Below are 23,625 nucleotides of genomic sequence, written 5' to 3' on the forward strand. Positions count from 1 at the left end.
GCTCAGAACTCTTCCCAGCCGTCGCCCGCGGTTGCCGCTTCCATTTGAACCGGACGCGGCTTCGCGGCTGCCGGGCGCGCGGCGGGCCTGGCGAGCGTGGCACGGGCCGGTACAGGTGCCGGCGCTTTTGCCGCCGGAGCGACCTGGCGCTTGGGCGCCGCGGCCGTGACCGCCACGCTGCCCGCGATCCGGAACGCGCCCACCGTGCGCGCCAGCGAGGCCGCTTCGTGCTGCAGCGACTGCGCCGCCGCCGAGGCCTGCTCGACCAGGGCCGCGTTCTGCTGGGTGGTCTGGTCCATCTGCACGATCGCCTCGTTGACTTGCGTGATGCCGGCGGTCTGCTCCTGGCTGGCGGCGCTGATCTCGGCCATGATGTCGGTCACGCGGCTGACGCTGGCGACGATTTCCTTCATCGTCGCGCCGGCCTGGTCGACCAGCTCGGAACCGTACCGCACCTTGCCGACCGAATCGTCGATCAGGCCCTTGATTTCCTTGGCCGCCGCCGCGCTGCGCTGGGCCAGGTTGCGCACTTCGCCCGCCACGACCGCGAAACCGCGGCCCTGCTCTCCGGCACGCGCCGCTTCGACGGCGGCGTTCAGCGCCAGGATATTCGTCTGGAAGGCGATGCCGTCGATCACGGCGATGATCTCGACGATCTTGCCGGCCGAAGTATTGATGTCGCCCATCGTCTCGACCACCTGCGCCACCACTGCGCCGCCCTTGCCGGCGATCTGCGAGGCCGAGCCAGCCAGTACATTGGCCTGGCGCGCATTGTCGGCATTCTGGCGCACGGTCGAGGTCAGCTCTTCCATCGAGGAAGCGGTTTCCTCGAGCGCGCCGGCCTGCTGTTCGGTACGCGAAGACAGGTCCAGGTTGCCGTCGGCGATCTCGCTCGAGGCGGTGGAGATGGTGTCGGTACCGGCGCGCACCCGGGTGACGATCTCGACCAGCGAATCGTTCATGTCGCGCAGCGCGCCCATCAGGCGGCCGGTTTCGTCGTTCGAACGCACTTCGATGTGCTGGGTCAGGTCGCCCTGGGCCACGGCGCCGGCGATCTGCACCGCTTTTTCCAGCGGACGCACGATGGCGCGCACCAGCAGCCAGCCGAGCACCACCGCGAACGCCAGGCCGACGACGAGACCGGCGAAGCAGACGATGCGCACGATCCCGACGATTTCCTGCGAGCGCTTGAAATCCGCCGCGGCGACATCGGTCTGGATCTTGACGAGGGCGGCGATCGCCTGGCCCATCGGCGCCGCCAGGGCGTGCATCGGTCCATTCATCCGTGCGGTGGCACGGTCGACGTCGCCCTCGCGCAAGGCCGCGATGATCGGCTTCATGGCCTGCTCCTGGAAGCGTGCGCGCGAAGCGGCGAACTGCTGGCTCACGCGCTTTTCCTCGTCGTCCATCCTGGTCCCCACATAGGCCTGCCATGCCTTGTCGGCCAGGGCCGTGTTGGCATCGACCTGCTCCAGGATCGGCGCCGCCGGGGCGCCGGTCGTGACGGCCTTGGCAACTAGGATCTGGTTCAGCTTGGTGGCGCGCTCGACCTCGCCGAGCTGCGACAGCGCTACCAGGCGGTCGTCGTACATGCTCTTCATGGCGTCGTTCGACTTTTCCAGGTTGAGGATGCCGACGGCAAAGCCAGCGATGAGTTCGATGGCGAGAAAGCCGATGACGAAAATGAGGCGCGTCTTGATGGTAATGTTCTTGAACATGATTCGACCGCGAAAGAAGTAATGGGGAAGGCCCGACCGGCTGGGTTAATTAGATTATAGAAATTTATCAATCCTCAAGGAAACACTATCGGATATCCATACCGCTTTCAGGGTTTTCGTCGCGTTGGTGCAACGAAAAAATAGCAAGCCGTCAAGCGCTCAGGATAAATCGGCAAGTTTGCTGTCCTGCGGGGTAATCGGTTTGCCTATAAAATGCTGCGGATAAATTTCAATTGCGCTAAGCGCCCATCGAAGAATCCTTATGACCCTGCCCCTGATCCTGAACCTGGTCGTCGCCCTGCTCGTGTGCGCCCTCCTCTACCGCATGCAGGCGGCGCATGCCTCGTTCACCAAGCGCGTGTTCACGGGCCTCGGACTGGGCGTGCTGCTGGGCGCGGCCCTGCAGGCGATCTACGGCGCCGGCTCTCCCGCCGTCGCCGCCACGAACGCCTGGCTGGACGTGCTGGGCAGCGGCTATGTGAAGCTGCTCCAGATGATCGTGATTCCGCTGATCATGGTCTCGATCATCGGCGCGATCCTGAAATTGCGCGACGCGGCCTCGCTCGGCAAGATCAGCGCGCTGACGATCGGCATCCTGATCGCCACCACGGCCGTGGCCGCCATGATCGGCATCCTGATGGCCAAGCTGTTCGGCCTGACCGCCGTCGGCCTCACGGCCTCGGCCGCCGAAGTGGCGCGCGGCGAATACCTGCAGGGCTCGCTGTCGACGGCGCAGGAAATCTCGCTGCCGTCGATGCTGCTGTCCTTTATTCCGGCCAATCCCTTCCTCGACATGACGGGCGCGCGCAAGACCTCGACCATCGCCGTCGTGTTCTTCTCGGTGTTCGTCGGCATCGCCGCGACCGGCATCGCGCAAAAGAAGCCAGGCGAATTCGCCTCCTTCAGCCATTTCGTGCACGTCGCCCACACGATCGTGATGCGCATGGTGACCCTGGTGCTGCGCCTGACCCCGTTCGGCGTGTTCGCGCTGATGGCGAAGGTCGTGGCCGGGTCGAGCCTGCAGGACATCCTGAACCTGCTCGGCTTCGTGCTCGCTTCCTACAGCGCGCTGATCCTGATGTTCTGCGTGCACCTGGTCCTGGTGGCACTGTCCGGCCTGAACCCGGCGCGCTACGTCAAGAAAATCTTCCCGGTGCTGGCCTTCGCCTTCACCTCGCGCACCAGCGCCGGCTCCATCCCGATGAGCGTGGCGACCCAGACCACGCGCCTCGGCATCCCGGAAGGCATCGCCAATTTCGCGGCGTCCTTCGGCGCCACGATCGGCCAGAACGGCTGCGCCGGCATCTATCCGGCCATGCTGGCCGTGATGATCGCGCCGACGGTCGGCATCGACCCGTGGAACGCGAGCTTCCTGCTGCCGCTGCTGGCCACCGTCGTGTTCGGCTCGATCGGCGTGGCCGGGGTCGGCGGCGGCGCCACCTTCGCCGCCCTGATCGTGCTTTCCGCGATGGACCTGCCGGTCGCCCTGGCGGGCCTGCTGATTTCGATCGAACCGCTGATCGACATGGGTCGCACCGCCCTGAACGTGAGCGGTTCGATCACGGCCGGCACCCTGACCTCGCGCGCGCTCGGCGCCACCGACATGGGCATATTTAATAGCGACGTGGAAACCAATCTGGACGGGGAAGAACAAGCCGCCTGAAGCAAAGAAAAGTTAATAGTTTGCGCACGGAATCGTGCGCGGCCCACTTGCCGAATCTGTCTATGATGATGACATGTCAACATCAACAATGGACAAGTAATGGAGCAGAAGTGGCCTCAGGAACTCTGGCTGATCAGGCACGGGCAAAGCGCCGGCAACGTCGCACGTGACGTGGCCGAGGCCGCTGCCGGGCACGAAATCGACATCGCCGAACGCGACGTCGATGTCCCCCTGTCCGATCTGGGCATCCGCCAGTCCGAAGCCCTTGCCTCCTGGTTCGCCGCCCTGCCGCAGCACGAGCGTCCGAACGTCGTCCTGCATTCGCCCTACGTGCGTGCGGCCGAGACCGCAAGAATCCTGATCCGCCGCCTCGAGCGCGATTCGATGCTGGCCATCAATGCCGACGAGCGCCTGCGCGAAAAGGAATTCGGCATCCTCGACCGCCTCACCACGCACGGCATCGCCCACAAATATCCCGAGCTCTACGCCCAGCGCCAGCACGTCGGCAAGTTCTATTTCCGCCCGCCCGGCGGCGAGAGCTGGTGCGACGTCATCCTGCGCCTGCGCAGCGTGCTCGACACCCTGAGCCGCGACTACTGCCACGAGCGCGTCGTGATCGTCGCCCACCAGGTCATCGTCAACTGCTTCCGCTACCTGATCGAGCGCCTCGACGAAGCGAGCATCCTCGCTTTCGACCGCGCCAGCGACGTCCCGAACTGCTCGGTCACTTCCTACGGCTTCGACCCGATCCAGGGCAAGCACGGCAAGCTGGTCGTGCGCCTCGTGAATTTCGTCGCGCCGCTGGAAAACACGGGCACCCCGGTCACGGTGGGCAAAGACGTGCCGACCGCGCCTAAAGCCTGAGGCCGCGCATCCAATGACCATCATGAATGCGATCCACGCCGCTCCCGCCGTGCACGAGGTCACCACGCAACTGCTGCGCGACTGGCCGTTGCCGATGCCGGGCTTTGACGGCGACAAGGAAGAACGCGGCCATGTGCTGATCCTCGGCGGCTCGCGCGAAATGCCGGGCGCCGTCATCCTCGCCGCCACCGCCGCGCTGCGCGCCGGCGCCGGCAAGCTGACGGTGGCGACGGGCGCCAGCGTCGCCCAGCTCGTTGCGCTGGCCATGCCCGAGGCACGCGTGATCGGCCTGGCCGAAACCGATGCCGGCGGCTTCCTGCCGGAAGCCATCGCCCGCCTCGACCCGCTGGCCGACCGCGTCAACGCGGTGCTGATCGGACCGGGCATGCAGGACGAAGCGGCCGCCGCCGAACTGGTGCACGGCCTGCTGGAACGGATGCAAGGCAGCAAGGAAGGCAGTGAAACGGCGGTGGTACTCGACGCCTGCGCGATGGGCACACTGCTGCACGCGCCCGAGGGCTGGGCGCCGGGCGAAGCTTTCCGCTTCCGGCAACCGGTGATCGTCACCCCGCATTGCGGCGAGATGGCGCACCTGACCGGCATCGACAAGACCGAGATCGTGTCCGGACCGGACGCGCGGGCGCTGGCCTCGGCCGCGGCCTGGAACGCGGTGGTCGCGTTGAAGGGCGCGCGCACCGTGATCGCCTCGCCGCAGGGCGACATGTGGGAGCACGAAGGCGGCAATGTCGGCCTCGCCATTTCCGGCTCGGGCGACACGCTGGCCGGCATCATCGCCGGCCTCGCCGCGCGCGGCGCGACGCTCGAACAGGCCGCCTGCTGGGGTGTGGCGCTGCACGCGCGCGCCGGCGAACGCCTGGCCGAACGCCTGGGCGTGCTCGGCTACCTGGCGCGCGAGATCCCGGACGAGATCCCCGCGCTACTCGAATCCGTTGCCGGCCGCGAGGCGGGCAAGCAAAGGGAGTCCTGAGATGCTCCCTGTACCAACCATCCGGCGAACGCCGGGGGGCTGGTTGAACGGGAAGCCGTTTGACCGGTATCAAACTCCGCAAGCGGTATCGCGGAACAAGGCAAGAAGTGCACAATTCGGTGAACTGGCGGTAGTGACGGCAGTCTAATTTTTTCAGTCGAATTCGTGCACTGAATTGGGGCCGCGTGTTGCGTCGGTTCCCTGGTGGTTTTTGCCAATGAACACAGAGGCGTATCGAGCAATCGGTCACGCCGACAGATGTGCATGGCAAGACCGAACTGGCGCCGTCATTCCCCACCGCCTCACCTGGGGACGACGGCACAAAATAGACGTGAACGAGGAGTTAAAAAATGAACGCAATCACCAAAGCACCAAAGATCCTGTTGACCGCCGCCCTGCTCGCTTCGATGCTCGGCGCATGCAAGAAGAACGACACGGCCGGTACGGCTGGCGACACCTCGGCAACCTCGCCGACCTCGACCTCGGGCACCAGCGGCACCACCGGCACGACGGGCACCACGGGTGATACCGGCACCGGCGCCACCGGCACCGGCGCAATGGGCACCACCGGCAGCACCTCGGGCACCGGCGCGACCGGCACCGGCGCAGCAGGTGCAGCGGGCACGACGGGCACCGGCACCATGACCGACCAGAGCGGCGCCGGCGCAACCGGCACCACGGGCACGGGCGCCAGCGGCACCACCGGTACCTCGGGCACCACCGGCGTCACCGGCGCTGGCGGCACCACCGGCAACACCGACTCGTCGGGTACTGGCACCACCGGCACCGGCACCACGGGCACCGGCCGCTAACCGGCTTCCGTCCGCCCACAAACCGGAGCCCCATAACGCGGGCTCCGCGTTTGCGTCTGGCCGGCACGTAAGCAGCCGGCGTTTTGCTGTACGCCTGTCGTTCGGGCGGTTTCGCTTCGTCCTCCGCTTTCCTCCCCGTTTCTTTCCGTCGCGCCTATGCCTGCGTCCTGAGTCGACCTTCGTCCTGCCTTTGCCTGCACCCCGCCTTTTTTACCTGCGCCCTTCCCGCACCCTTCGACTGCCCGGTGCATCCCGCGCCAGAAGTGCCACCCGCCTCCGTGCTTGATCGGACCGCCGGCGCTTTGCCGTTCCCGCTCTGTCAAACAGCGCACAGTGCATCCCCTCATTCCATGCCAGAATAAAACCCAGTACCCGACGCCGCCCGCCCCATCCATGCGGCAACGGCAAGCCATCGAACAAGGAGTTCCACCATGCGTACCATGAATGCTTTACCGAAAATCGTACTGACCGCCGCCTTCCTCGCGGCCACGCTCGGCGCCTGCACCAAGAAGGATTCCGGCATCGGCGGCGCCGGCGACGCCGCCCACGTCGAGAGCCGGACTGAAGGCTCGGGCGCCGGCTCGGCTGCCGGTGTCAGCGGCGCCACCGGCAACTCGGGCAACGCAGGCCTGTCTTCGACCGAGTACAACACCAACAATACGCCGCGCACCGTCGGCAACGCCGAGAGCACCAAGGAAACCAGCCTCGGCGCGTCCGGCGGGGCCAGCGGGGTCGACGGCGTCAAGCCGATCGACAGCAGCGGCAACACCACCGGCGGCACCAACCCCGGCGGCTCCCCGATGCAGGCGGCGCCGGCGGCAGGCACGCACAGCACCGGCCACACCGGCAACACCACCGGCACCGGCCCGGCCTCGACCAAACCAGGCACTGGCGGCGACGGCAGCAGCCACTAACCAAGGCTGGGGTCAGGTCTGACATTTAGACACGGCCTCAACGGTAGCCGGCCGAATAAGGCAGAGGTCGCGCCAAGGCGGGAGTCCGAATGTCAGACCCGACCCCGGTTCCTCAAAAAGAAAAGCCCGCTTGCGCGGGCTTTTCTTTGTCCATCAAGGCAGGGCTCAAACCCGTTCGGTCACCTTGGCAGCCGGCGCTTTCGCCAGCGCCACCGGCTCCGCAGGACCGCGGCCGCGGCCGGTAACGAGGCGGAAGCCGCGCACGATGGTGCGGAACACCAGGCGTACGAAGACCAGGGTCAGGACCGCTTCCACAAAGGTCATCAGGAAGGCCGGCAGCGCGTGCCAGCGCTCGGCGCGGCGATGGAACTTGGCCACCATGCGGTCGCGGGCGATCTCGATGCTGTCGTAGAAGGTCGGCACGACCAGCAGCGTCAGCAAGGTCGAGGTGATCGTGCCGCCGATGATCGCCACCGCCAGCGGCTGGTAGAACTTGCCGTCGGGCCCGAGGGCCAAGGCCACCGGCAGCATGCCGGCGATTAGCGCGAAGGTCGTCATCAGGATCGGGCGCAGGCGCATGCGGCCAGCCTTCATCAGGGCGTCCTCGCGGCCGTAGCCTTCCGCTTCCAGTCCGCGCGCCGCGTCGAGCAGCAGGATCGCGTTCTTCGCGACCAGGCCCATCAGCATGATGATGCCGATAAAGCTCATCAGGTTGAGGGTGCCGCCGGTCAGCAGCAGCGCCAGCACGACGCCGATCAGGGACAGCGGCAGCGACAGCATCACGCCCAGCGGCGCCGTGAACGAGCCGAACTGCATCACCAGGATCAGGTACATCAGGCCGATGCCGCCCAACAGCGCGGTCAGCATCGCGCCGAACAGTTCCGCCTGGTCCTTGCCGGCGCCGCCCAGCGCCAGGCCATAGCCCGGCGGGAAGTCGAAGGTCTTGGCCAGCTTCATGGCGTCGGCCGTGACTTCGCCGCTGGAACGGCCCTGCGCGTTGGCCGAGACCGTGATCACGCGCTTGCCGTCCTTGTGCATGATTTCCGATGGACCTTTGCCCATGCTGATGCGGGCGATCTGCTCGAGCGGCACCATCATATTGGTGCCGGCGATCGCGATCGGCAGGCGCTCGATGTTCTCGATGTTGACGCGGTCTTCCGGATGCAGGCGCACCGCGACGTCGCGCGTCTCTCCGGTCGGGTCGACCCAGTCGCCCACTTCGATACCGGCGAAAGCAACCCGCAGCGCGGTGGCGGCGTCGCCGACGGACACGCCCATCGAATTGGCCAGGCCGCGGTCGAGCTCGATCTGCAGCTCGTTCTTCGGATCCTGCTGCGACAGGGTCACGTCGACCGCGCCCGGCACCTGGCGCAGTTTCTCCATGTAGGCCGCGGTCAGCTCCATCAGCTTGCGCGAGTCGGTACCCGTGAACTCGATCTGCACCGGCTTGCCGCCGCCGTTCAGGTCGTCGAGCACGGTGTACTCGGCGCCCACCAGCTGACCGACTTTGGTGCGCAGGTCGGCGCCGATATCCGCCGCCGTGCGGTGGCGGGTGTTGCGCTTGCCGATCTCGATATAGATCGAGCCGCCGTTCGCACGCACCACGCTGTCGGTGGCGCGGGTTTCAGGCATGCTGCGCGCCAGCGCCGCGGCCTGTTCCATCTTGATGCGGGCGTATTCCAGGCTCGACGAGGCCGGGGTACGCACGTCGATCATGATCTTGTTGCCGTCGCCTTTAGGCATGAAGCTGGTGCCGCCGATCGAGACTTGCAGGGCGATGGCGCCGGCCAGGCTGGCCAGTGCGATGAAACCCATCCAGCGGCGGTGGTGCAGCGCCCAGGCGATGATGTTGCCATAGCGCGAAGCCTGGCGGTCGAACCAGTCGTTGAAGCGGCCGAGCACCTTCGAAATGCCCTTCTTCGGCGCGTGGTGGTGGCCCGGAGGGTCGCCCCAGTAGGCCGACAGCATCGGGTCGAGCGTGAAGGAAATGCCGAGCGAGACCAGCACCGAACAGGTCACCGTCAGCGCGAACGGACGGAACCATTCGCCGGGCACGCCCGGCATGAAGGCCACCGGAATGAACACGGCCATGATCGAGAAGGTCGTGGACGCAACCGCCATGCCGATCTCGGAGGTACCGACCAGGGCCGCGGTGCGGCGGTCGGCGCCGTTTTCCATGTGGCGCACGATGTTTTCGCGCACCACGATGGCGTCGTCGATCAGCACGCCGATCGCCAGCGACAACCCGAGCAGGGTCATGAAGTTCAGCGTGAAGCCGCACAGCCAGACCGCGATGAAGGCCGCCAGCACCGAGGTCGGCAGCGACAGCGCGGTGATCAGCGTCGAGCGCCACGAATTGAGGAAGGCGTAGACCACGAACACGGTCAGCATGGCGCCGAAGATGAGCGACTCGATCACGTTGTTCAGGCTGCTTTGCGCTTCGTTGCCGCCGTCGCGGGTAATCGCCAGTTCGGTGCCCTTCGGCAGCTCCTTGTTGATTTTCTCCACCTCTTCGCGCACCTTTTTCGCGATCGAGACGGTTGAGGCGTCGCGCGAACGGACGACGTAGATGCCGACGTTCGGCTTGCCGCTGTGGATCGAGGCGCTGTCGATGTCGGCGAAGCCGTCCTGGATCTCGGCCACCTGGTTCAGGCGCACGATGGTTTCGCCGCTGCGCTTGACGACGACCTGCGAGAAGTCTTCCGGACGCTCGATGCGGCCGATCAGGCGGATGCCCTTCTCGTCCATTTCGCCGCGTACCTTGCCCACCGGCGCGTTCGTGTTCTGGTTGCGCAGGGCGTTCGCCACTTCGCTCACCGACACATTGTATTCACGCAGTTTATCCGCGCGCAGCAGGACCGACAGCTCGCGCCGCAGCGAACCGTTGACGTTGACCGTGGCCACGCCTTCGATGGCGCGGAAGCGGTCGGCAAGCACGTCCTCGGCCAGGCGCGAGATTTCAGCGTGCGTCTGCTTGTCCGAGGACAGGGCCAACTGCATGATCGGCTGGGCCGCCGGGTCGACGCGGCGCAGGATCGGCTCGCGCATCTCGGTCGGCAGCTTGTAGCGCACCGCGGAAATGGCGTTGCGCACGTCGTCGGAGGCTTCGATCAGGTTGCGCTTGAAGTCGAACTGCAGCACCAGCGTGGCGCTGCCCTCGTTCGCATACGACTCGATCTCGGTGACGCCCTGCACGCTGAGCAACTGCTTTTCGAGGCGGTTGATGATCTCGCGCTCGCTCGTCTCCGGCGATGCGCCCGGATACGGGATGTTGACGACGATGACCGGAATCTCGACGTCCGGCATCTGGTTGACGCGCAGTTTGGACAGGGCCAGCAGGCCCATGGCCATCATGCCCAGGATCAGCACGACCGTCGCGATCGGCTTTTTGACTGAGAAATTGGACAGGAACATGACTTAGTTTCCTTTGACCGCTGTACTGCCCGTACCAGCCGCGCTGGCGACGGTCTTGGCCGCAACCGGCGCGCCGCCGGCGAACTGGACTTTCTGGCCATCCTTCAGGTTCGAGCTCGGGCTACGCAGCACGACGTCGCCGGCGGCCAGGCCCGACTTGATCTCGATGTTGCCGGTGCGCTGGTCGCGCATGCCCGTCTGCACGTCGACTTTGGAGAGCAGGTTGCCCTTCACGCGCCAGGTATAGGTCTTGTCGCCGGTTTTCACCATGGCGCTTTCCGGCAGCATCAGCACGTTCGCCGTCTCGGCATCGATCCGGCCTTCCGCATACAGGCCGGCCACGCGCGGCTGTTCGCCGGTCAGGGCGACCAGCACCTCGACCTGGCGGGTGATGTCGTTTGCCGAGGCGTCGATGCGCTTGACCACGCCCGTGAACTGCTGGGTGCCATAGCCGTTGATGTGGTATTTGACGTGCTGGCCCACCTTGATCGTGCTGATCTTGTCCGTCGAAACGCGTCCTTCGAAACGCATGCTGGTTGGGTCGATGACCTTGACCAGCTCCTTGCCGACCGTGGCGGTGTCGCCGGCGGAGACCTTGCGGTCGCTGACGATGCCATCAAACGGAGCACGCACCATCGTGCGCGCGATCTGCTGGCGCGCCAGTGCCGCGCGGCTCTTGGCGGCGGACACTTCGCTGAGGGCCGTATTGCGCCGCACTTCGGCTTCGTCCTGGGCCGCGGCCGAGGTCATGCCGGAAGCGCGCAGCGTCTTCAGGCGCTCGAGCTGGCGATTCGCCTGGTCGAGCGCCTGGCCCGCCGCGCGCACGGCGGCGTCGGCGGAGACCAGGGTGTCGCGGATCGCCGTCTCGTCGAGTTTCACCAGCAGGTCGCCGCGCTTGACCGGCTCGCCATTTTCCTTGAGTACCTGCAGTACCACGGCGGACACTTCGGCGCGCAGGTCGGCGCGGCGTTCCGGCTGGATCGAGCCGGTGACCACGGGACCGGAAGCGAGCGCATCGCTCGAGACGGTCAGCAGGTCCTGGGGGGCGACCAGCAGCTGGCTCGGCCGGGTGTCCTTCTGGCCGGCACCGGCGACCGCCTTGCCTTCTGCCTTGGCCGGATCCTTGGCCCCCTTGCTGCAGGCGCCCAGGGCGGACGCGATGGCAAGGACGAGTAATGTGTTGCGCAGCATTGAAGAATCTCCCGGTTGGACGCTGATGACGTATTTATTAAAATTGGATGAAAACTGTCAGCGCGCAGTATCCGGGAGCTTGCCGCACCCGTCAATTGACGTTCCCGCCCGTTGTTATTTTGGAGGGATGAACTGCGAAATGCTGCGATGAGCTGCATACGTACGTGACGAAATGCGGGCCGTGCGTGCTGTGTTACACAAGCGGGAGCCCGGGGCACCGCCCCGGGATGGAATCGGATTACCCGCCGAACAGGTGATACACCAGGAAACCCATGCAGATGCCGGTCACGATGCCGCCGCAAATTTCGACCAGCGTATGCCCCATGCGCTCGCGCAGCGTGGTGTGGCTGGCAGCGCCCGCGGCCAGGCGGTTGATGGCGGCGGCCTGGCGGCCGACGTGCTGGCGCAGGCTGTTGGCGTCGATCATCACGATGAAGCAGAGCGTGACGGCCACCCCGAAGGCCGGGTGATCGATTCCCTCGCGCAATGCGATCAGGGTCGCCATGCTGGTCACGACCGAACTATGGTTGCTCGGAAAGCCGCCATTCCCGACCAGATTGAAGGCCCAGCGCCGCTGGCGCGCACTGTTGATCAGGAACTTGATCGGGCCGACGACCAGCCAGGTGAGGAAGGGGGTGATGAGGTAAGCGTAGTCCATGGAATCCTTGTCTGCTGGTGTGCTCTGGATGAGTGCATATGCCCGCCGGAATTATCGCAGAAGCAATGCTATACGGCGACTCCGATGCGCCGCAGCGCCCCGGCTGCGGTTAAGATACTGAAAAACGTGGCATTTCAACCAATAAGACTCAAAGGGAAACTTATATGCGTCACTTCAGGCTTTCGTTCGCCGTCACCGTCGTGCTGATGTTCCTGGCCGGCTGGTGGGGTTATCAGCACGGCGGCACGACAGGGCTGGTCAATGCCCTCTGGATCACGGCGGTACTTGGGGTCCTCGAAGTGTCGCTCTCCTTCGACAACGCGGTGGTCAACGCGTCGGTCCTGCGGCACTGGAACGAATTCTGGCGCAAGCTGTTCCTGACCGTCGGTATCGTCGTCGCCGTGTTCGGCATGCGCCTGCTGTTCCCGCTCGTGATCGTCTCGGTGGCGACCGGCCTCGGCCTGCTCGACGTCTGGGACATGGCGATCCAGACCCCGCAGGAGTATTCACGCCACCTCACCGAGCACCATGCCGAAGTGTCGGCCTTCGGCGGCGCTTTCCTGCTGCTGGTTTTCCTGAACTTCCTGTTCGACGACGAAAAAGAATTGCACTGGCTCGGCTGGCTCGAAGAAAAAGTCGGCAAGTACGGTACCGAAGGCCTGGCGATTTTGCTGACCCTGCTCGCCGTGTTCGGCGCGATGAGCCTGATGCCCGAGGGCCGCAAGCTGGCGGTGCTCATTTCGGGCGTGGTCGGGGTGCTGGTGTATGTCGGCGTCGACTGGATCAGCAGCCTGCTGGAAGAAGAGGAAGAAGACCCGACGATCGGCAAGTTGATTTCCCAGGGCAGTATCGGCGGCTTCCTCTACCTCGAAGTACTGGATGCCTCGTTCAGCTTCGACGGCGTGATCGGCGCGTTCGCGATCACCAACGACGTCGTCATCATCATGCTGGGCCTGGCGATCGGCGCGATGTTCGTGCGTTCGCTGACGGTGTTCCTGGTCTACAAGGGCACGCTGCAGGAATTCGTCTACCTCGAGCACGGCGCCCACTACGCGATCGGCATCCTGGCGCTGATCATGTTCGCCAGCGTGCACTACGAAATCCCGGAGTGGTTCACGGGGCTGTCGGGGGTGGCCTTCATCCTGGTCTCGCTCTGGTCCTCGATCCGGCACCGCAAGCGCGTGGCGCTGGAGGAAACGCCGGACAAGGCCGAGGTGATGTGACCTGACATCGGCTCGCGCTTAAGCCGACCTTAAACGGCAGCGCCGACACGGCCTGCCATTTTGACAATCGCGGCGCGCGTGGCAGAATGAGGCTACCCTCGCCGCTGAGCGCCCTCTCCACCCACCATTCCCGATACCATGCCGAAAGCCCTGCCGCAACGCGCCACCGCCATCCTGCTGTCCCTCGTCGCCGCCCTGATCGTGATCGCCGGGCTGTACACCTGGGCGACGCTGAGCTGGTCGTATTCCGAAGGCACACGGGCTGGCTACCTGCAGAAGTTCTCGAAAAAGGGTTGGCTGTGCAAGACCTGGGAAGGCGAAATCCTGCTCTCGAGCATGCCGGGCGCGATTCCGGAACGCTTCGCCTTTACCGTGCGCGAGGATGCGCTGGTCAAGAAATTGCAGGCAACCATGGGACAGCGCGTGGAGATCGGTTACGAGCAGCACCGCGGGGTGCCGACCAACTGCTTCGGCGAGACCGAGTATTTCGTGAACGCGGTGAATATCGGGCCGGTGTCGCCGGTGGCGCCGAGCGACGCGCCGGCCGGGGCGCGGTGATACGTTGGATATATCACCGGAAACGGGTGATTCATTCCACGTATTATCCGGAGGGACGTATCGGTAACGGTCGTTTTATTCCCCGCTCGACCTTCTCTGGTTCATGATCACCTCGGCCAGCCTGGCCGCCGCCTGCTGCGCCGACGGCTGCTTCAGCCGGCCCAGCACTTCGCGGGTGATGTTTTCGGACGCCGTGCGCTGGTGCGCTTCGGCCTTGCGCTCGTTGATGGCGTCCTCGGTGGCGGACAGCTCGGCCGCCTGTTCCTCGAGACGCTTCGTTTCCAGTTCCAACAACTCGCGCCGGGCCTCGGCCATCTGGTGCGTGGTGGCAGCGGTGCGGCGCTGCATCTCGGCGTGGGCCTGGGCGTGTTCGAGCAAGGCGCGCTGGGCGTCGCGTTTTTCCATCGCCGCCTGCGCCGCCGCTGACTCGGCCTGTTCGTGCTCGCGCGCCAGGCGCGCGCCCTCCTCCTCGGCTTCGCAACGCACGCGTGCGGCCAGCGCCGCTTCTTCCTCGAACGCCAGGCGCTCGGCCGCCGCAGCGTTGGCGCGCGTGTCGAAGTCGACCTGCTGACGCTGGGCCGTCAGTTTCTGTTCGGCCAGCGCCAGGGCTTCGGCCGCGGCCTGGGCAGCTTCGCGTTCGGCCTCCAGCGCCGCTTCGGTGGCCAGCAGCCGCGCCTGTTCGGCAGTGGCCCGTTCGGTGTGCAGGCGCGCCAGTTCCGTTGCAGCCTCGGCTGCGGCTTGTGCGGCCGCGGCTGCCGCTTCTTCCTGTGCAGCCGCCTCGACCGCGCGTGCCGTCTCGATGCGCTGCGCTTCGAGCGCGGCCTGCCGCGCAGCCTGCGCGCGCCCCTCGGCGTCGAGCTGCTCGCGCAGCGCGGCCGCCTCCGCCGCCTCGGCTTGCGCACGCGCGGCGGCCGCTTCGCTTAGCGCACGTTCGGCCTGCAATTTGTCCTGCTGCTGCGCCAGCGCCGCGCTTTCGGCGTCCAGGCGCGCGCGTTCGGCGGCGGCGAGTTCCTGCGCCTCCTGCGCGCGCTGCTCCGCCAGTTGCGCCACATGCTGTTCGTCTTCGAGCGCCCCGGTCGCCAGCGCCAGCTCGGCTTCGCGGGCCGCATTGGTCCTTGCTTTGGCGTCGGCCGCGGCCTGGGCCAGCTCCGCGCGTTCCGTGGCCAGCGCCCGCTCGCGCTCCTGCTCCAGGGCGTCCTGTCCGGCGGCCTGCGCGGCCAGGCGGTCGGCCTCGGCGCGGGCGCGCGCGTGTTCGGCCGCATCGGTTTCGGCCTGCAGCCGGGCTTCGACCTGCAAGCCCGCTTCGTGTTCGGCTTCGGCGCGCGCCAGCGCCACTTCGCGCAGCTTGCGGTCGGCCTCGATGCGCGCTTCGGTCGCCACGGCGATGCGCGCCTCGGCTTCACGCCGCGCTTCGGCGGTGGCGGCGGCGGTTTGTTCGAGGCGCTCGCGGTGGATCGCGGCGTCGCGCAATTCCTTTTCCAGCTGCAGCCGGGCGCGCAGGGTATCGGCCGCGATCCGGGTCGAGTCGGCCTGGGATTGCGCGATCGACTCGCGCTCCTTTTCGACGTGGGCCAGTGCGCGCGCTTCTTCCAGCGCACGCGCCTCGGCCGTCGCCCGGGCAAAGGCGGAGCTGAGGGCGACCTGGTCGGCGCGTTCGCGCTGCAGGGCCAGTTCCAGCGCCTCGGCTTCGACTTGCGCGCGCTTTTCGGCGGTCTGGCGCGCGGCTTTTTCGGCCCGCTCGCGCTCGCGGGCGAGGACGGCGACGCGGGCGTCGGCGCTCGCGCTGTGCAGCACCTCTTCGCGCGCGGCCTGGACGGCGGCGACCCGCTCGGCCGCCTGGCGCCGCGCTTCCTCGGTCTGCACCAGGAGTTCTTCGGCCACGCGCGCCGCTTCGACCGCCATCGCCGCCTCGGCCTCGATCTGTTCGGTCGCGCGGCGCCTGGCTTCCTCGGCCGCACGGGCACGCGCTTCCACCGCCAGCCGCCCTTCGGTATCGGCCTGCACGCGCGCGCGCAGCTCGGCCGTTTCCAGGCGCATCGCTTCCAGGCGCTCGTTCGAGGCCAGTGCGGCGGCGCGCAGGGTTTCCAGGCGGTCGCGATTGAGTTCGATGACTTCTTCCGACGCCTGGGCGTTGGCCAGCGCGGCGGCCGCCGCGGCACCATCGAGCGCGGCGCGCTCGTCGGCCAGCGAACGGGCGCGCGCCTCGGCATGGGCGCGCGTTTCGGCGGCGACATTGGCCTTGGCCTCGGCTTCCACGCGCGCGATCGCTTCCTTGATCGCCATTTTTTCGACAGCGCCGCGGTCAGCCGTTGGGGCGGCAGGCGCGGCAGGCTGGGCCTTCGACGGCGGCATGTCGATGGTGAAGTCGGTATCGTCGTGTGGTGCTGGTTCCATGATCATTCTCGGGTTGTTGCAGGCGCTGAGTGCAGGCGCTGAGTCGCTGAGTCGCTGATTCATTATCAACGAAACCCGACAATCATGGCACGCGGAACTGGGTGAGGAAATCCTCGCAGTTCGAGGCTTAAACGGGCCAGAGAGGGGGCTCGTCCATGAGCGCGACCTGCTCACGCAGCTCGAGGATCCGATCCTGCCAGTAACGCTGCGTGTTAAACCACGGAAATGCCGCCGGGAAAGCCGGATCGTCCCAACGCATCGCCAGCCAGCCCGCGTAATGGATCAGGCGCAGGGTGCGCAGGGCTTCGACCAGGTACAACTGGCGCGGGTCGAAATCGCAGAAGTCCTCGTAGCCGGCCAGCACGTCGGCCATCTGGCGCACCATCTCATGGCGTTCGCCCGACAGCATCATCCACAGGTCCTGCACCGCCGGGCCCATGCGGCTGTCGTCGAAGTCGACGAAATGCGGGCCGTCGCCGGTCCACAGGACGTTGCCGCCATGGCAGTCGCCGTGCAGGCGCAGGGTCGGCAAGTCGCCCGCGCGCTCGTAGCAGCGTGCCACGCCGGCCAGGGCCTGTTCGACCACGCTGGCATAGGTTGCGCGCAGCTCGAGCGGGATGAAGTCGTGCTTCAAAAGAAAATCGAAGGGTTCGCGCCCGAAGGTTCGCGGGTTCAGCTCGGGACGCAGCGCATAGGGCCTGACCCCGCCCACGGCATGGATGCGGCCGATAAAGCGCCCCATCCATTCCAGCGTATCCGGGTTGCCCAGTTCCGGCGCCCGTCCGCCGCGGCGCGGGAAGACGGCGAACCGGAAACCGTCGAATTCGTGCAGCGTGCGCCCATCGATTTCCATGGCGGGCACGACCGGGATTTCATGCTCGACCAGTTCGGCCACGAAGGCATGTTCTTCCAGGATGGCTGCGTCGCTCCAGCGGTTCGGCCGATAGAACTTGACCACCACCGGCTCGCCCTCGTCGCGGCCGACCTGGTAGACCCGGTTTTCATAGCTGTTCAGGGCCAGCAGGCGGCCGTCGCCGTGCAGGCCGACGCTGTCGACGGCGTCCAGCACGCGGCTTGGGTCGAGGCGCGAGAACGGGTGCGCCGCGGATTCTGGGGAAGAAATAGACTCGTTATGCATAAGCCCATTGTACGGCGCGGCGCGTTATTTCGTACGCACTCCGGCTGCCACGCGTTAAACTGGCAGACTTCACCGAAATTAGAGCCTACATATGCAACTCGAACAGCCCCTGAGCGAAAAAGAATTCGACGAACTCGACCAGTTCCTCCTCTCCGAGCGCAGCCCGGAAGACGCGATGACGATGGACACCCTGCACGGCTACCTGACCGCGATCGCGATCGGCCCGGAAACCATCATGCCGGCCGAATGGCTGCCGCGCGTCTGGGGCCAGGAAGACGGCGCCGCGCCGAAGTGGAAGAGCCCGAAGGAAGAAGAGCGCATCCTCAACCTGATCATGCGCTTCATGAACGAAGTGCTGATCACCTTCGAAGTCGCGCCGAAAGAGTTCGAGCCGCTGTACTGCGAGCACGAGCACAACGGCCAGACCCTGATCGACGGCGAAGCCTGGTGCTGGGGCTTCTGGGAAGGCATGGAACTGCGCCCGGGTTCCTGGGAGCCGATCTGGGAATCGGAAGTCGCCGAACTGATGCGCCCGCTCTACCTGCTGGGCGCCGACGAGATCGAGGAAGCCGAACTGCCGCTGGTCGAAGACCCGGCCAAGGCGCACCAGCTGGCGCTCGAAATCGAAGCGAACCTGCCTGCGATCTACCGCTACTGGCTGCCGCTGCGTAAAGCCGCAGTGGAAACCGTGCGCCACGAAACGCCGAAGGTCGGCCGCAACGACGACTGCCCTTGCGGCAGCGGCAAGAAGTTCAAGAAGTGCTGCGGGGCCGAATCGGCGTAAAAAAAGCTGGGGTCAGGTCTGACATTTAGACACGACCTCAACAATAACGGGCGAATACGGCAGAGCTTGTGTCCGAATGTCAGACCTGACCCCAGCCGTCAGGTCAGCGCCTGCGCCAGCCGGCTTTCGTACAAGGCCGCCAGCACGTCGGTCTGGCTGACGATGCCGAGGAATACCCCGCGCGCGTCGACGACCGGGACGTGGTGCAGGCCGTTGTTGCTCATCGGCGGGATCAGTTCGGCGATCGACTCGCCGGCCTCGACGGTCTTGACCGGCACATGCATGATCTCCCCCACCGTGGCCGGACGCTGGTCGGCGCGCACGCCCAGCAGGTGGCCGAACAGGTCGCGCAGGCGTTCGCCCAGGGTCTGGTAATCGTCCAGCCCGACATGGTGCAGGAAGTCGCCCTGCCCGATCATGCCGATCACGCGCCGTTCGCCATCGAGCACCGGCAAGGCATGCAGGCCGTGCCGGCGCAGCAGGCGCCAGGCGTCAGCGAGTGCCATGTCCGGCCCGACCGTCACCGCGTCGCGCGACATGATGGCCGCGCAGGTGACGACGCCGAAGCGGCGCTCGAAGGCACGCATCTCCGTTTCCAGCAAAATCTCCTCGAGGTCGTCCCGGCTCACGTCCAGCACCTGGCCGTAGTGCGCCAGCACGGCGTCCAGGTCTTCCTTCGAGAATCCCAGGCGCGCGGTCGGGACCGGGTCCTTCGTTGCATGGACATTGCGCATCCCTGACTGCTGGGTGTGCGGATAGCGGCGCCCGGTCAGGTTGTTGAAGACCAGGGCGGCAAGCACGATCAGGGTCGAGTTCAGGCAGACCGGCATGAAGGCGAAGCTGAATCCGGCCGCATGCACCGCCGGGCCGCCCAGCACCGCCGTCAGCGCCACGGCGCCGCTGGGCGGATGCAGGCAGCGCAGCAGGAACATGACGAAAATCGCGAGCGCGCCGGCGACCGGGGCCGCGATCATCGGCACCCCGATCAGCTTCATGCACACGATGCCGATCAGCGCCGAAATCGTATTGCCGCCGATGACAGACCAGGGCTGGGCCAGCGGACTGGCCGGCACGCAGAACAGCAGCACCGCCGACGCGCCCATCGGCGCCACCAGGGCCAGCGGGACCAGTCCCCCCGGTCCGGCCGTGCTCAGCATGTCGCTGAACATCGCGGTCACGAACAGGCCGACCAGCGCCCCCGCCACCGCTCGGATCCGCTCGGTGCGCGGGACCGTATTCGGCTGGGGCACGAAAGACCACAGCCATTCCACACTTTTGTCCAACATATACGTCTACTCGAAAAAACAATAAAAACCATGCTTCACCAGCACGCAGGCCGGATGTCGACAGGGAACTGCTGGGGGAAAGTGCTCGAAAACTGCGTATTGCAGAGAATACCGAAACGAAACAAACATCACGACAGGTCCGCAATTGTATCACTTTATGATATATTCGCCGGCCTCTGCCCCCACCACTGCCCGCCGTGAACTCTCCCACCCGTCCGCCGTCCAAGCCTGCACTCTCCAAATCCGACTTTAGCGCACTCTCGGAATTTCGCTACCAGATGCGCCGTTACGAGCATTTCTCCGAAACCGCGGTGCAGGCCGAAGGCATCACGCCGCTGCAGTACCTGCTGCTGTTGCATATCAAGGGTTTTCCCGGCCGCGAGTGGGCCACGGTGGGCGAACTGGCCGAGCGCCTGCAGTCCAAGCAGCACGGCGTGGTGGCGCTGGTGACGCGCTGCGAAGCCGGCGGACTGGTCGAGCGGCGCGCGCACGCCGGCGACCGCCGCCGCGTGGAAGTGCACCTGCTGCCCGCCGGCGAAGCCATCCTGACCCACCTGGCCGCAGTCCACCGCGCCGAACTGCGCGCGCTGCAGGGCGTGTTCACGATTCCCAACCTTCTTTGATCCTGGCTGAATTTTTATGTCCTTGTCCTCTACTACCCGGCACGACGCTCCCCGGCGCGACTTTTCCGGCGACCGCCGCCTGCTGCGCATTGCCGCCCTCGCCGCCTTCATCGGCCTGCTGAGCACCCTCGCCGCACGCGTGCTGCTGCTCCTGATCCGCTTCTTCACCGACCTGTTCTTCTACGGACGCCTGTCGCTGGCCGACCTCTCGCCGGCCGACAATACGCTGGGCGCCTGGGTGATCGCCATCCCGGTCATCGGCGGCCTCATCATCGGCCTGATCGCGCGCTTCGGCACCGAACAGATCCGCGGCCACGGCATCCCGGAAGCGATCGAGGCGATCCTGTTCAAGAACAGCGCGATGTCGCCCAAGGTCGCCGTACTGAAACCGCTGGCCTCTGGCATCGCGATCGGCAGCGGCGGCCCCTTTGGCGCCGAAGGCCCGATCATCATGACCGGCGGCGCGATCGGCTCGCTCATCGCCCAGCACTTCCACCTGACCGGCGGCGAACGCAAGACGCTGCTGGTGGCGGGCGCCGTGTCCGGCATGACGGCCGTGTTCGGCACGCCGGTGGCCGGCCTGCTGATGGCGATCGAACTGCTGCTGTTCGAACTGCGCCCGCGCAGCCTGCTGCCGGTCGCGGTCGCCTGCGCGGTGGCCGGTTTCCTGCGCCCGCTGGCAATCGGCGGCGAGGTGCTGTTCCCCTTGCAAACGGCGCCGGTCGAACCGGTCGCGCTGCTGTCCTGCCTGCTCGCGGGCGTGCTCTGCGGGGCGCTGGCCTGGTTCATGTCGACCACGCTGTACCGGGTCGAGGACTGGTTCCACCGCCTGCCGATGCACTGGATGTGGTGGCCGGCGCTGGGCGGCCTCGCGGTCGGCATCGGCGGCTATTTCCAGCCGCGCGCGCTGGGCGTCGGTTATGACGTCATTGGCGATTTGCTGCACAACCACCTGGCGCTGGGCGCCATCGCCGCGCTGCTGGGCGTCAAACTGGTGATCTGGCTGATCGCGCTCGGCTCCGGCACCTCGGGCGGCGTGCTGGCCCCGCTGCTGATGCTGGGCGCCGGCCTGGGCGCCCTCCTCGCCCCCTGGCTGCCGGGCGCCGAACCCGCGCTGTGGCCGCTGGTGTTCATGGCCGCGACCCTGGGCGGCATGATGCGCGCGCCGGTCATGGCGGCCGTGTTCGCCTTCGAACTGACCCACGACGCCAACGCCCTGCTGCCCCTGCTGGCGGCGACCGCCGGCGCCTACGGTTTCACGGTGCTGACCATGGGCCGCTCGATCCTGACCGAAAAGATCGCGCGCCGCGGCCACCATATCTACCGCGAATACGGCATCGATCCACTCGAGCGCCACAGCGTGGCCGAAGTCATGACGGCGAAGGTGCGCAGCATCGATGCCGGCGCCAGCGTCGGCGCGATACTGGTGTCCCACTTCGGGCCCGGCCAGGCGCACCGCGCCTATCCGGTCACCCGCGACGGCGCGCTGGTCGGGATGATCCAGCGCGAAGCGCTCGACGGCCAGCCGCCCGAGGCGCCGGTGGGCGCTTTGTTCGGCGCCGCCGCCCCGGCCGTTGCGCTGGCCGGCGAAACCTGCCGCACGATCGCCACGCGCCTGGCGGTGCTGGGACTGGAACGGCTGCCGGTGGTGGCGCGGGCCGACTCGCCGGCACTGGTCGGCATTGTCAGCCGCAGCGACCTGATCAAGGCAACGGCGGTCCTGCACGTCGAGGAGCACGAGCGCCGGGTGATGCGCGCCCGGCCGTTTGCCCGCCGGCCGGCCGTTCGCGCGGACTAGGCCCTGTTCGATATGCCGGCCTTGTAACGCGTGGAGTCGGGACTCCACCCTACGCATCGCGATGATCGCAGGGCATCCTGACGCCACGCGTTGACGGCGTTTACATACCGGCGGCCCCCTTGAGGTACGATAGGTCACCCTGTCTTTTCGACCACAACACCCCTCACGGAGCCCCCATGAAACGCACCTCCCTGTGCCTGCTCGCCGCCGCCCTCCTCACCACGTCTTCCTTCGCCGCCGCGCCGATGGCGAAAACCCAGGCCCCGGGCTATTTCCGCGTGATGCTGGGCGACTTCGAAATCACACCCCTGTCCGACGGCACGGTCGACCTGCCGGTCGACAAGCTGCTGAAACAAAAGGCCGACAAGACCAATGCCGCGCTGGCGAAGGCGCACCTGAAGGCGCCGCTCGAAACCTCGGACAACGCCTTCCTGATCAATACCGGCAGCAAACTGATCCTGATCGACACCGGCGCCGGCATGCTGTTCGGGCCGACGCTGGGCAAGATCGGGGCGAGCCTGAAGGCGGCCGGCTACACGCCCGAGCAGGTCGACGAAATCTACCTGACCCACATGCACAGCGACCACGTGGGCGGCCTCGCGGCCCAGTCGAAGCCGGCCTTCCCGAACGCGGTCGTGCGCGCATCGAAAACGGAAGCCGACCACTGGCTGAGCCAGGCGAACATGGACAAGGCGCCGGAAGACGGCAAAGGCAGCTTCAAGAATGCGATGGCCGCGCTCGATCCGTACGTCAAGGCCGGCAAGTTCAAGGCCTTCGAAGGCGATGCCCAACTCGTACCCGGCATTCGCGCCCAGGGCGGACACGGCCACACGCCGGGCCACACCACCTATATTATCGAGAGCCGCGGCCAGAAGATGGTCGCGATCGGCGACCTGATCCACGTGGCGGCGGTGCAGTTCGAAGACCCGGCGGTGACGATCGGCTTCGACGGCGACCAGAAAGCGGCGGCCGCGGCGCGCAAAAAACTGTTCGATGCGGCGGCCAAGGATGGTTCGCTGGTCGGCGGCGCCCACCTCTCCTTCCCGGGACTGGGCTACCTGCGCGTCGAGGGCAAGGGCTATCGCTGGATGCCGGTCAACTACACGCGGATGCCTTGACTGCGTAGCGATCCGTAGGGTGGGCTCCGCCCACGCGGTACGACGCGTCCCCGCCGAAGCGCATGACAACATCGGGATGCAAGCGTACCGTTTTTGATTCAACGTTGCGGCGTGCGACGGTACGACCGCGTGGACTCGGGAGTTCACGCTACGGATCGCTCAAGCCGCTGCGTTGCGTATCGCGATCCGTAGGGTGGGCTCCGCCCACGCGGTACGGCGCGTTTCGGCCGAAGCGCATGACAACATCGGGATGCAAGCGTACCGTTGTTGAGTCAGCGTTGCGGCGTGCGAGGGTACGAACGCGTGGACTCGGGAGTCCACCCTACGGATCGCTCAAGCCGCTGCGTTGCGTATCGCGATCCGTAGGGTGGGCTCCGCCCACGCGGTACGGCGCGTCCCGTTCGAGGCGCATGACAACATCGCGATGCAAGCGTGCCATTTTTGATTCAACGTTGCGGCGTGCGACGGTACGACCGCGTGG

General features: G+C 66.4%; 18 protein-coding genes. 11 read left to right on the top strand and 7 right to left on the bottom strand.

What is annotated here, in order from left to right:
- Positions 1 to 2: 2 nt before the first annotated feature.
- The gene (locus AC1MEM_RS20885) at positions 3 to 1,718 is read right to left on the bottom strand and encodes a methyl-accepting chemotaxis protein (RefSeq protein WP_499473801.1); all 1,716 of its coding nucleotides are present in this window, start codon (positions 1,716 to 1,718) and stop codon (positions 3 to 5) included.
- 262 nt (positions 1,719 to 1,980) lie between these two features.
- Here AC1MEM_RS20885 and AC1MEM_RS20890 point away from each other — a divergent pair, with 262 nt between their 5' ends.
- The 5 genes from AC1MEM_RS20890 to AC1MEM_RS20910 all read left to right on the top strand — a co-directional run bounded on the left by AC1MEM_RS20890 (position 1,981) and on the right by AC1MEM_RS20910 (position 6,959).
- A complete protein-coding gene (locus AC1MEM_RS20890) occupies positions 1,981 to 3,381 on the top strand; it encodes an L-cystine transporter (protein ID WP_499473803.1) in 1,401 nt (466 codons plus the stop codon).
- A gap of 99 nt (positions 3,382 to 3,480) precedes the next feature.
- Positions 3,481 to 4,245 carry a histidine phosphatase family protein gene (locus tag AC1MEM_RS20895; RefSeq protein ID WP_499473805.1) on the top strand — a complete coding sequence of 255 codons (765 nt, stop codon included), beginning with the start codon at positions 3,481 to 3,483 and terminating at the stop codon, positions 4,243 to 4,245.
- Positions 4,246 to 4,258: 13 nt separating this feature from the next.
- On the top strand, positions 4,259 to 5,233 hold the full coding sequence (locus AC1MEM_RS20900; RefSeq protein WP_499473807.1) for an NAD(P)H-hydrate dehydratase: 975 nt from the start codon (positions 4,259 to 4,261) through the stop codon (positions 5,231 to 5,233).
- A 350-nt stretch (positions 5,234 to 5,583) separates the two neighbouring features.
- The gene (locus AC1MEM_RS20905; RefSeq protein ID WP_499473809.1) at positions 5,584 to 6,045 is read left to right on the top strand and encodes a hypothetical protein; all 462 of its coding nucleotides are present in this window, start codon (positions 5,584 to 5,586) and stop codon (positions 6,043 to 6,045) included.
- A gap of 431 nt (positions 6,046 to 6,476) precedes the next feature.
- Positions 6,477 to 6,959 (top strand): hypothetical protein, encoded by a 483-nt coding sequence (locus tag AC1MEM_RS20910; protein WP_499473811.1) that lies wholly within the window; start codon positions 6,477 to 6,479, stop codon positions 6,957 to 6,959.
- A 165-nt stretch (positions 6,960 to 7,124) separates the two neighbouring features.
- Here the strand turns inward: AC1MEM_RS20910 and AC1MEM_RS20915 are convergent, their stop codons facing one another.
- The 3 genes from AC1MEM_RS20915 to AC1MEM_RS20925 form a co-directional block, all read right to left on the bottom strand.
- Positions 7,125 to 10,373 (bottom strand): efflux RND transporter permease subunit, encoded by a 3,249-nt coding sequence (locus tag AC1MEM_RS20915; protein WP_499473813.1) that lies wholly within the window; start codon positions 10,371 to 10,373, stop codon positions 7,125 to 7,127.
- A gap of 3 nt (positions 10,374 to 10,376) precedes the next feature.
- Positions 10,377 to 11,564 (bottom strand): efflux RND transporter periplasmic adaptor subunit, encoded by a 1,188-nt coding sequence (locus AC1MEM_RS20920; protein ID WP_499473814.1) that lies wholly within the window; start codon positions 11,562 to 11,564, stop codon positions 10,377 to 10,379.
- Positions 11,565 to 11,802: 238 nt separating this feature from the next.
- Positions 11,803 to 12,222 carry a divergent PAP2 family protein gene (locus AC1MEM_RS20925; protein WP_499473816.1) on the bottom strand — a complete coding sequence of 140 codons (420 nt, stop codon included), beginning with the start codon at positions 12,220 to 12,222 and terminating at the stop codon, positions 11,803 to 11,805.
- A 164-nt stretch (positions 12,223 to 12,386) separates the two neighbouring features.
- On the opposite strand from AC1MEM_RS20925, the gene AC1MEM_RS20930 reads away from it, so the two are divergent.
- Both AC1MEM_RS20930 and AC1MEM_RS20935 read left to right on the top strand, forming a co-directional pair.
- Positions 12,387 to 13,445: a DUF475 domain-containing protein gene (locus AC1MEM_RS20930; protein ID WP_499473818.1), complete on the top strand. Its 1,059-nt coding sequence runs from the start codon at positions 12,387 to 12,389 to the stop codon at positions 13,443 to 13,445.
- A gap of 138 nt (positions 13,446 to 13,583) precedes the next feature.
- Positions 13,584 to 14,003: a DUF8785 domain-containing protein gene (locus AC1MEM_RS20935; RefSeq protein ID WP_499473820.1), complete on the top strand. Its 420-nt coding sequence runs from the start codon at positions 13,584 to 13,586 to the stop codon at positions 14,001 to 14,003.
- Between the two features lie 75 nt (positions 14,004 to 14,078).
- On the opposite strand, the gene AC1MEM_RS20940 is transcribed toward AC1MEM_RS20935, so the two are convergent.
- Positions 14,079 to 16,397: a coiled-coil domain-containing protein gene (locus AC1MEM_RS20940; protein ID WP_499473822.1), complete on the bottom strand. Its 2,319-nt coding sequence runs from the start codon at positions 16,395 to 16,397 to the stop codon at positions 14,079 to 14,081.
- A gap of 127 nt (positions 16,398 to 16,524) precedes the next feature.
- Entirely contained in the window at positions 16,525 to 17,535 is a 1,011-nt protein-coding gene (locus AC1MEM_RS20945; RefSeq protein ID WP_499473824.1) for a serine/threonine protein kinase, read from the bottom strand.
- A 91-nt stretch (positions 17,536 to 17,626) separates the two neighbouring features.
- On the opposite strand from AC1MEM_RS20945, the gene AC1MEM_RS20950 reads away from it, so the two are divergent.
- Complete coding sequence (locus AC1MEM_RS20950; protein WP_499473826.1) at positions 17,627 to 18,319, top strand: UPF0149 family protein; 693 nt, start codon at positions 17,627 to 17,629, stop codon at positions 18,317 to 18,319.
- A gap of 98 nt (positions 18,320 to 18,417) precedes the next feature.
- Here AC1MEM_RS20950 and AC1MEM_RS20955 read toward each other — a convergent pair whose 3' ends face one another.
- Positions 18,418 to 19,605 (bottom strand): HPP family protein, encoded by a 1,188-nt coding sequence (locus AC1MEM_RS20955; RefSeq protein WP_499473828.1) that lies wholly within the window; start codon positions 19,603 to 19,605, stop codon positions 18,418 to 18,420.
- Positions 19,606 to 19,883: 278 nt separating this feature from the next.
- On the opposite strand from AC1MEM_RS20955, the gene AC1MEM_RS20960 reads away from it, so the two are divergent.
- From AC1MEM_RS20960 to AC1MEM_RS20970, 3 genes are all read left to right on the top strand, one after another.
- Positions 19,884 to 20,228: a MarR family winged helix-turn-helix transcriptional regulator gene (locus AC1MEM_RS20960; RefSeq protein ID WP_499477718.1), complete on the top strand. Its 345-nt coding sequence runs from the start codon at positions 19,884 to 19,886 to the stop codon at positions 20,226 to 20,228.
- A 16-nt stretch (positions 20,229 to 20,244) separates the two neighbouring features.
- Positions 20,245 to 22,026 carry a chloride channel protein gene (locus AC1MEM_RS20965; protein ID WP_499473830.1) on the top strand — a complete coding sequence of 594 codons (1,782 nt, stop codon included), beginning with the start codon at positions 20,245 to 20,247 and terminating at the stop codon, positions 22,024 to 22,026.
- 176 nt (positions 22,027 to 22,202) lie between these two features.
- Positions 22,203 to 23,144 carry an MBL fold metallo-hydrolase gene (locus AC1MEM_RS20970; protein ID WP_499473832.1) on the top strand — a complete coding sequence of 314 codons (942 nt, stop codon included), beginning with the start codon at positions 22,203 to 22,205 and terminating at the stop codon, positions 23,142 to 23,144.
- The last annotated feature ends 481 nt before the right edge of the window (positions 23,145 to 23,625 follow it).

It is taken from the genome of Telluria sp. AIW5, from assembly GCF_056680575.1.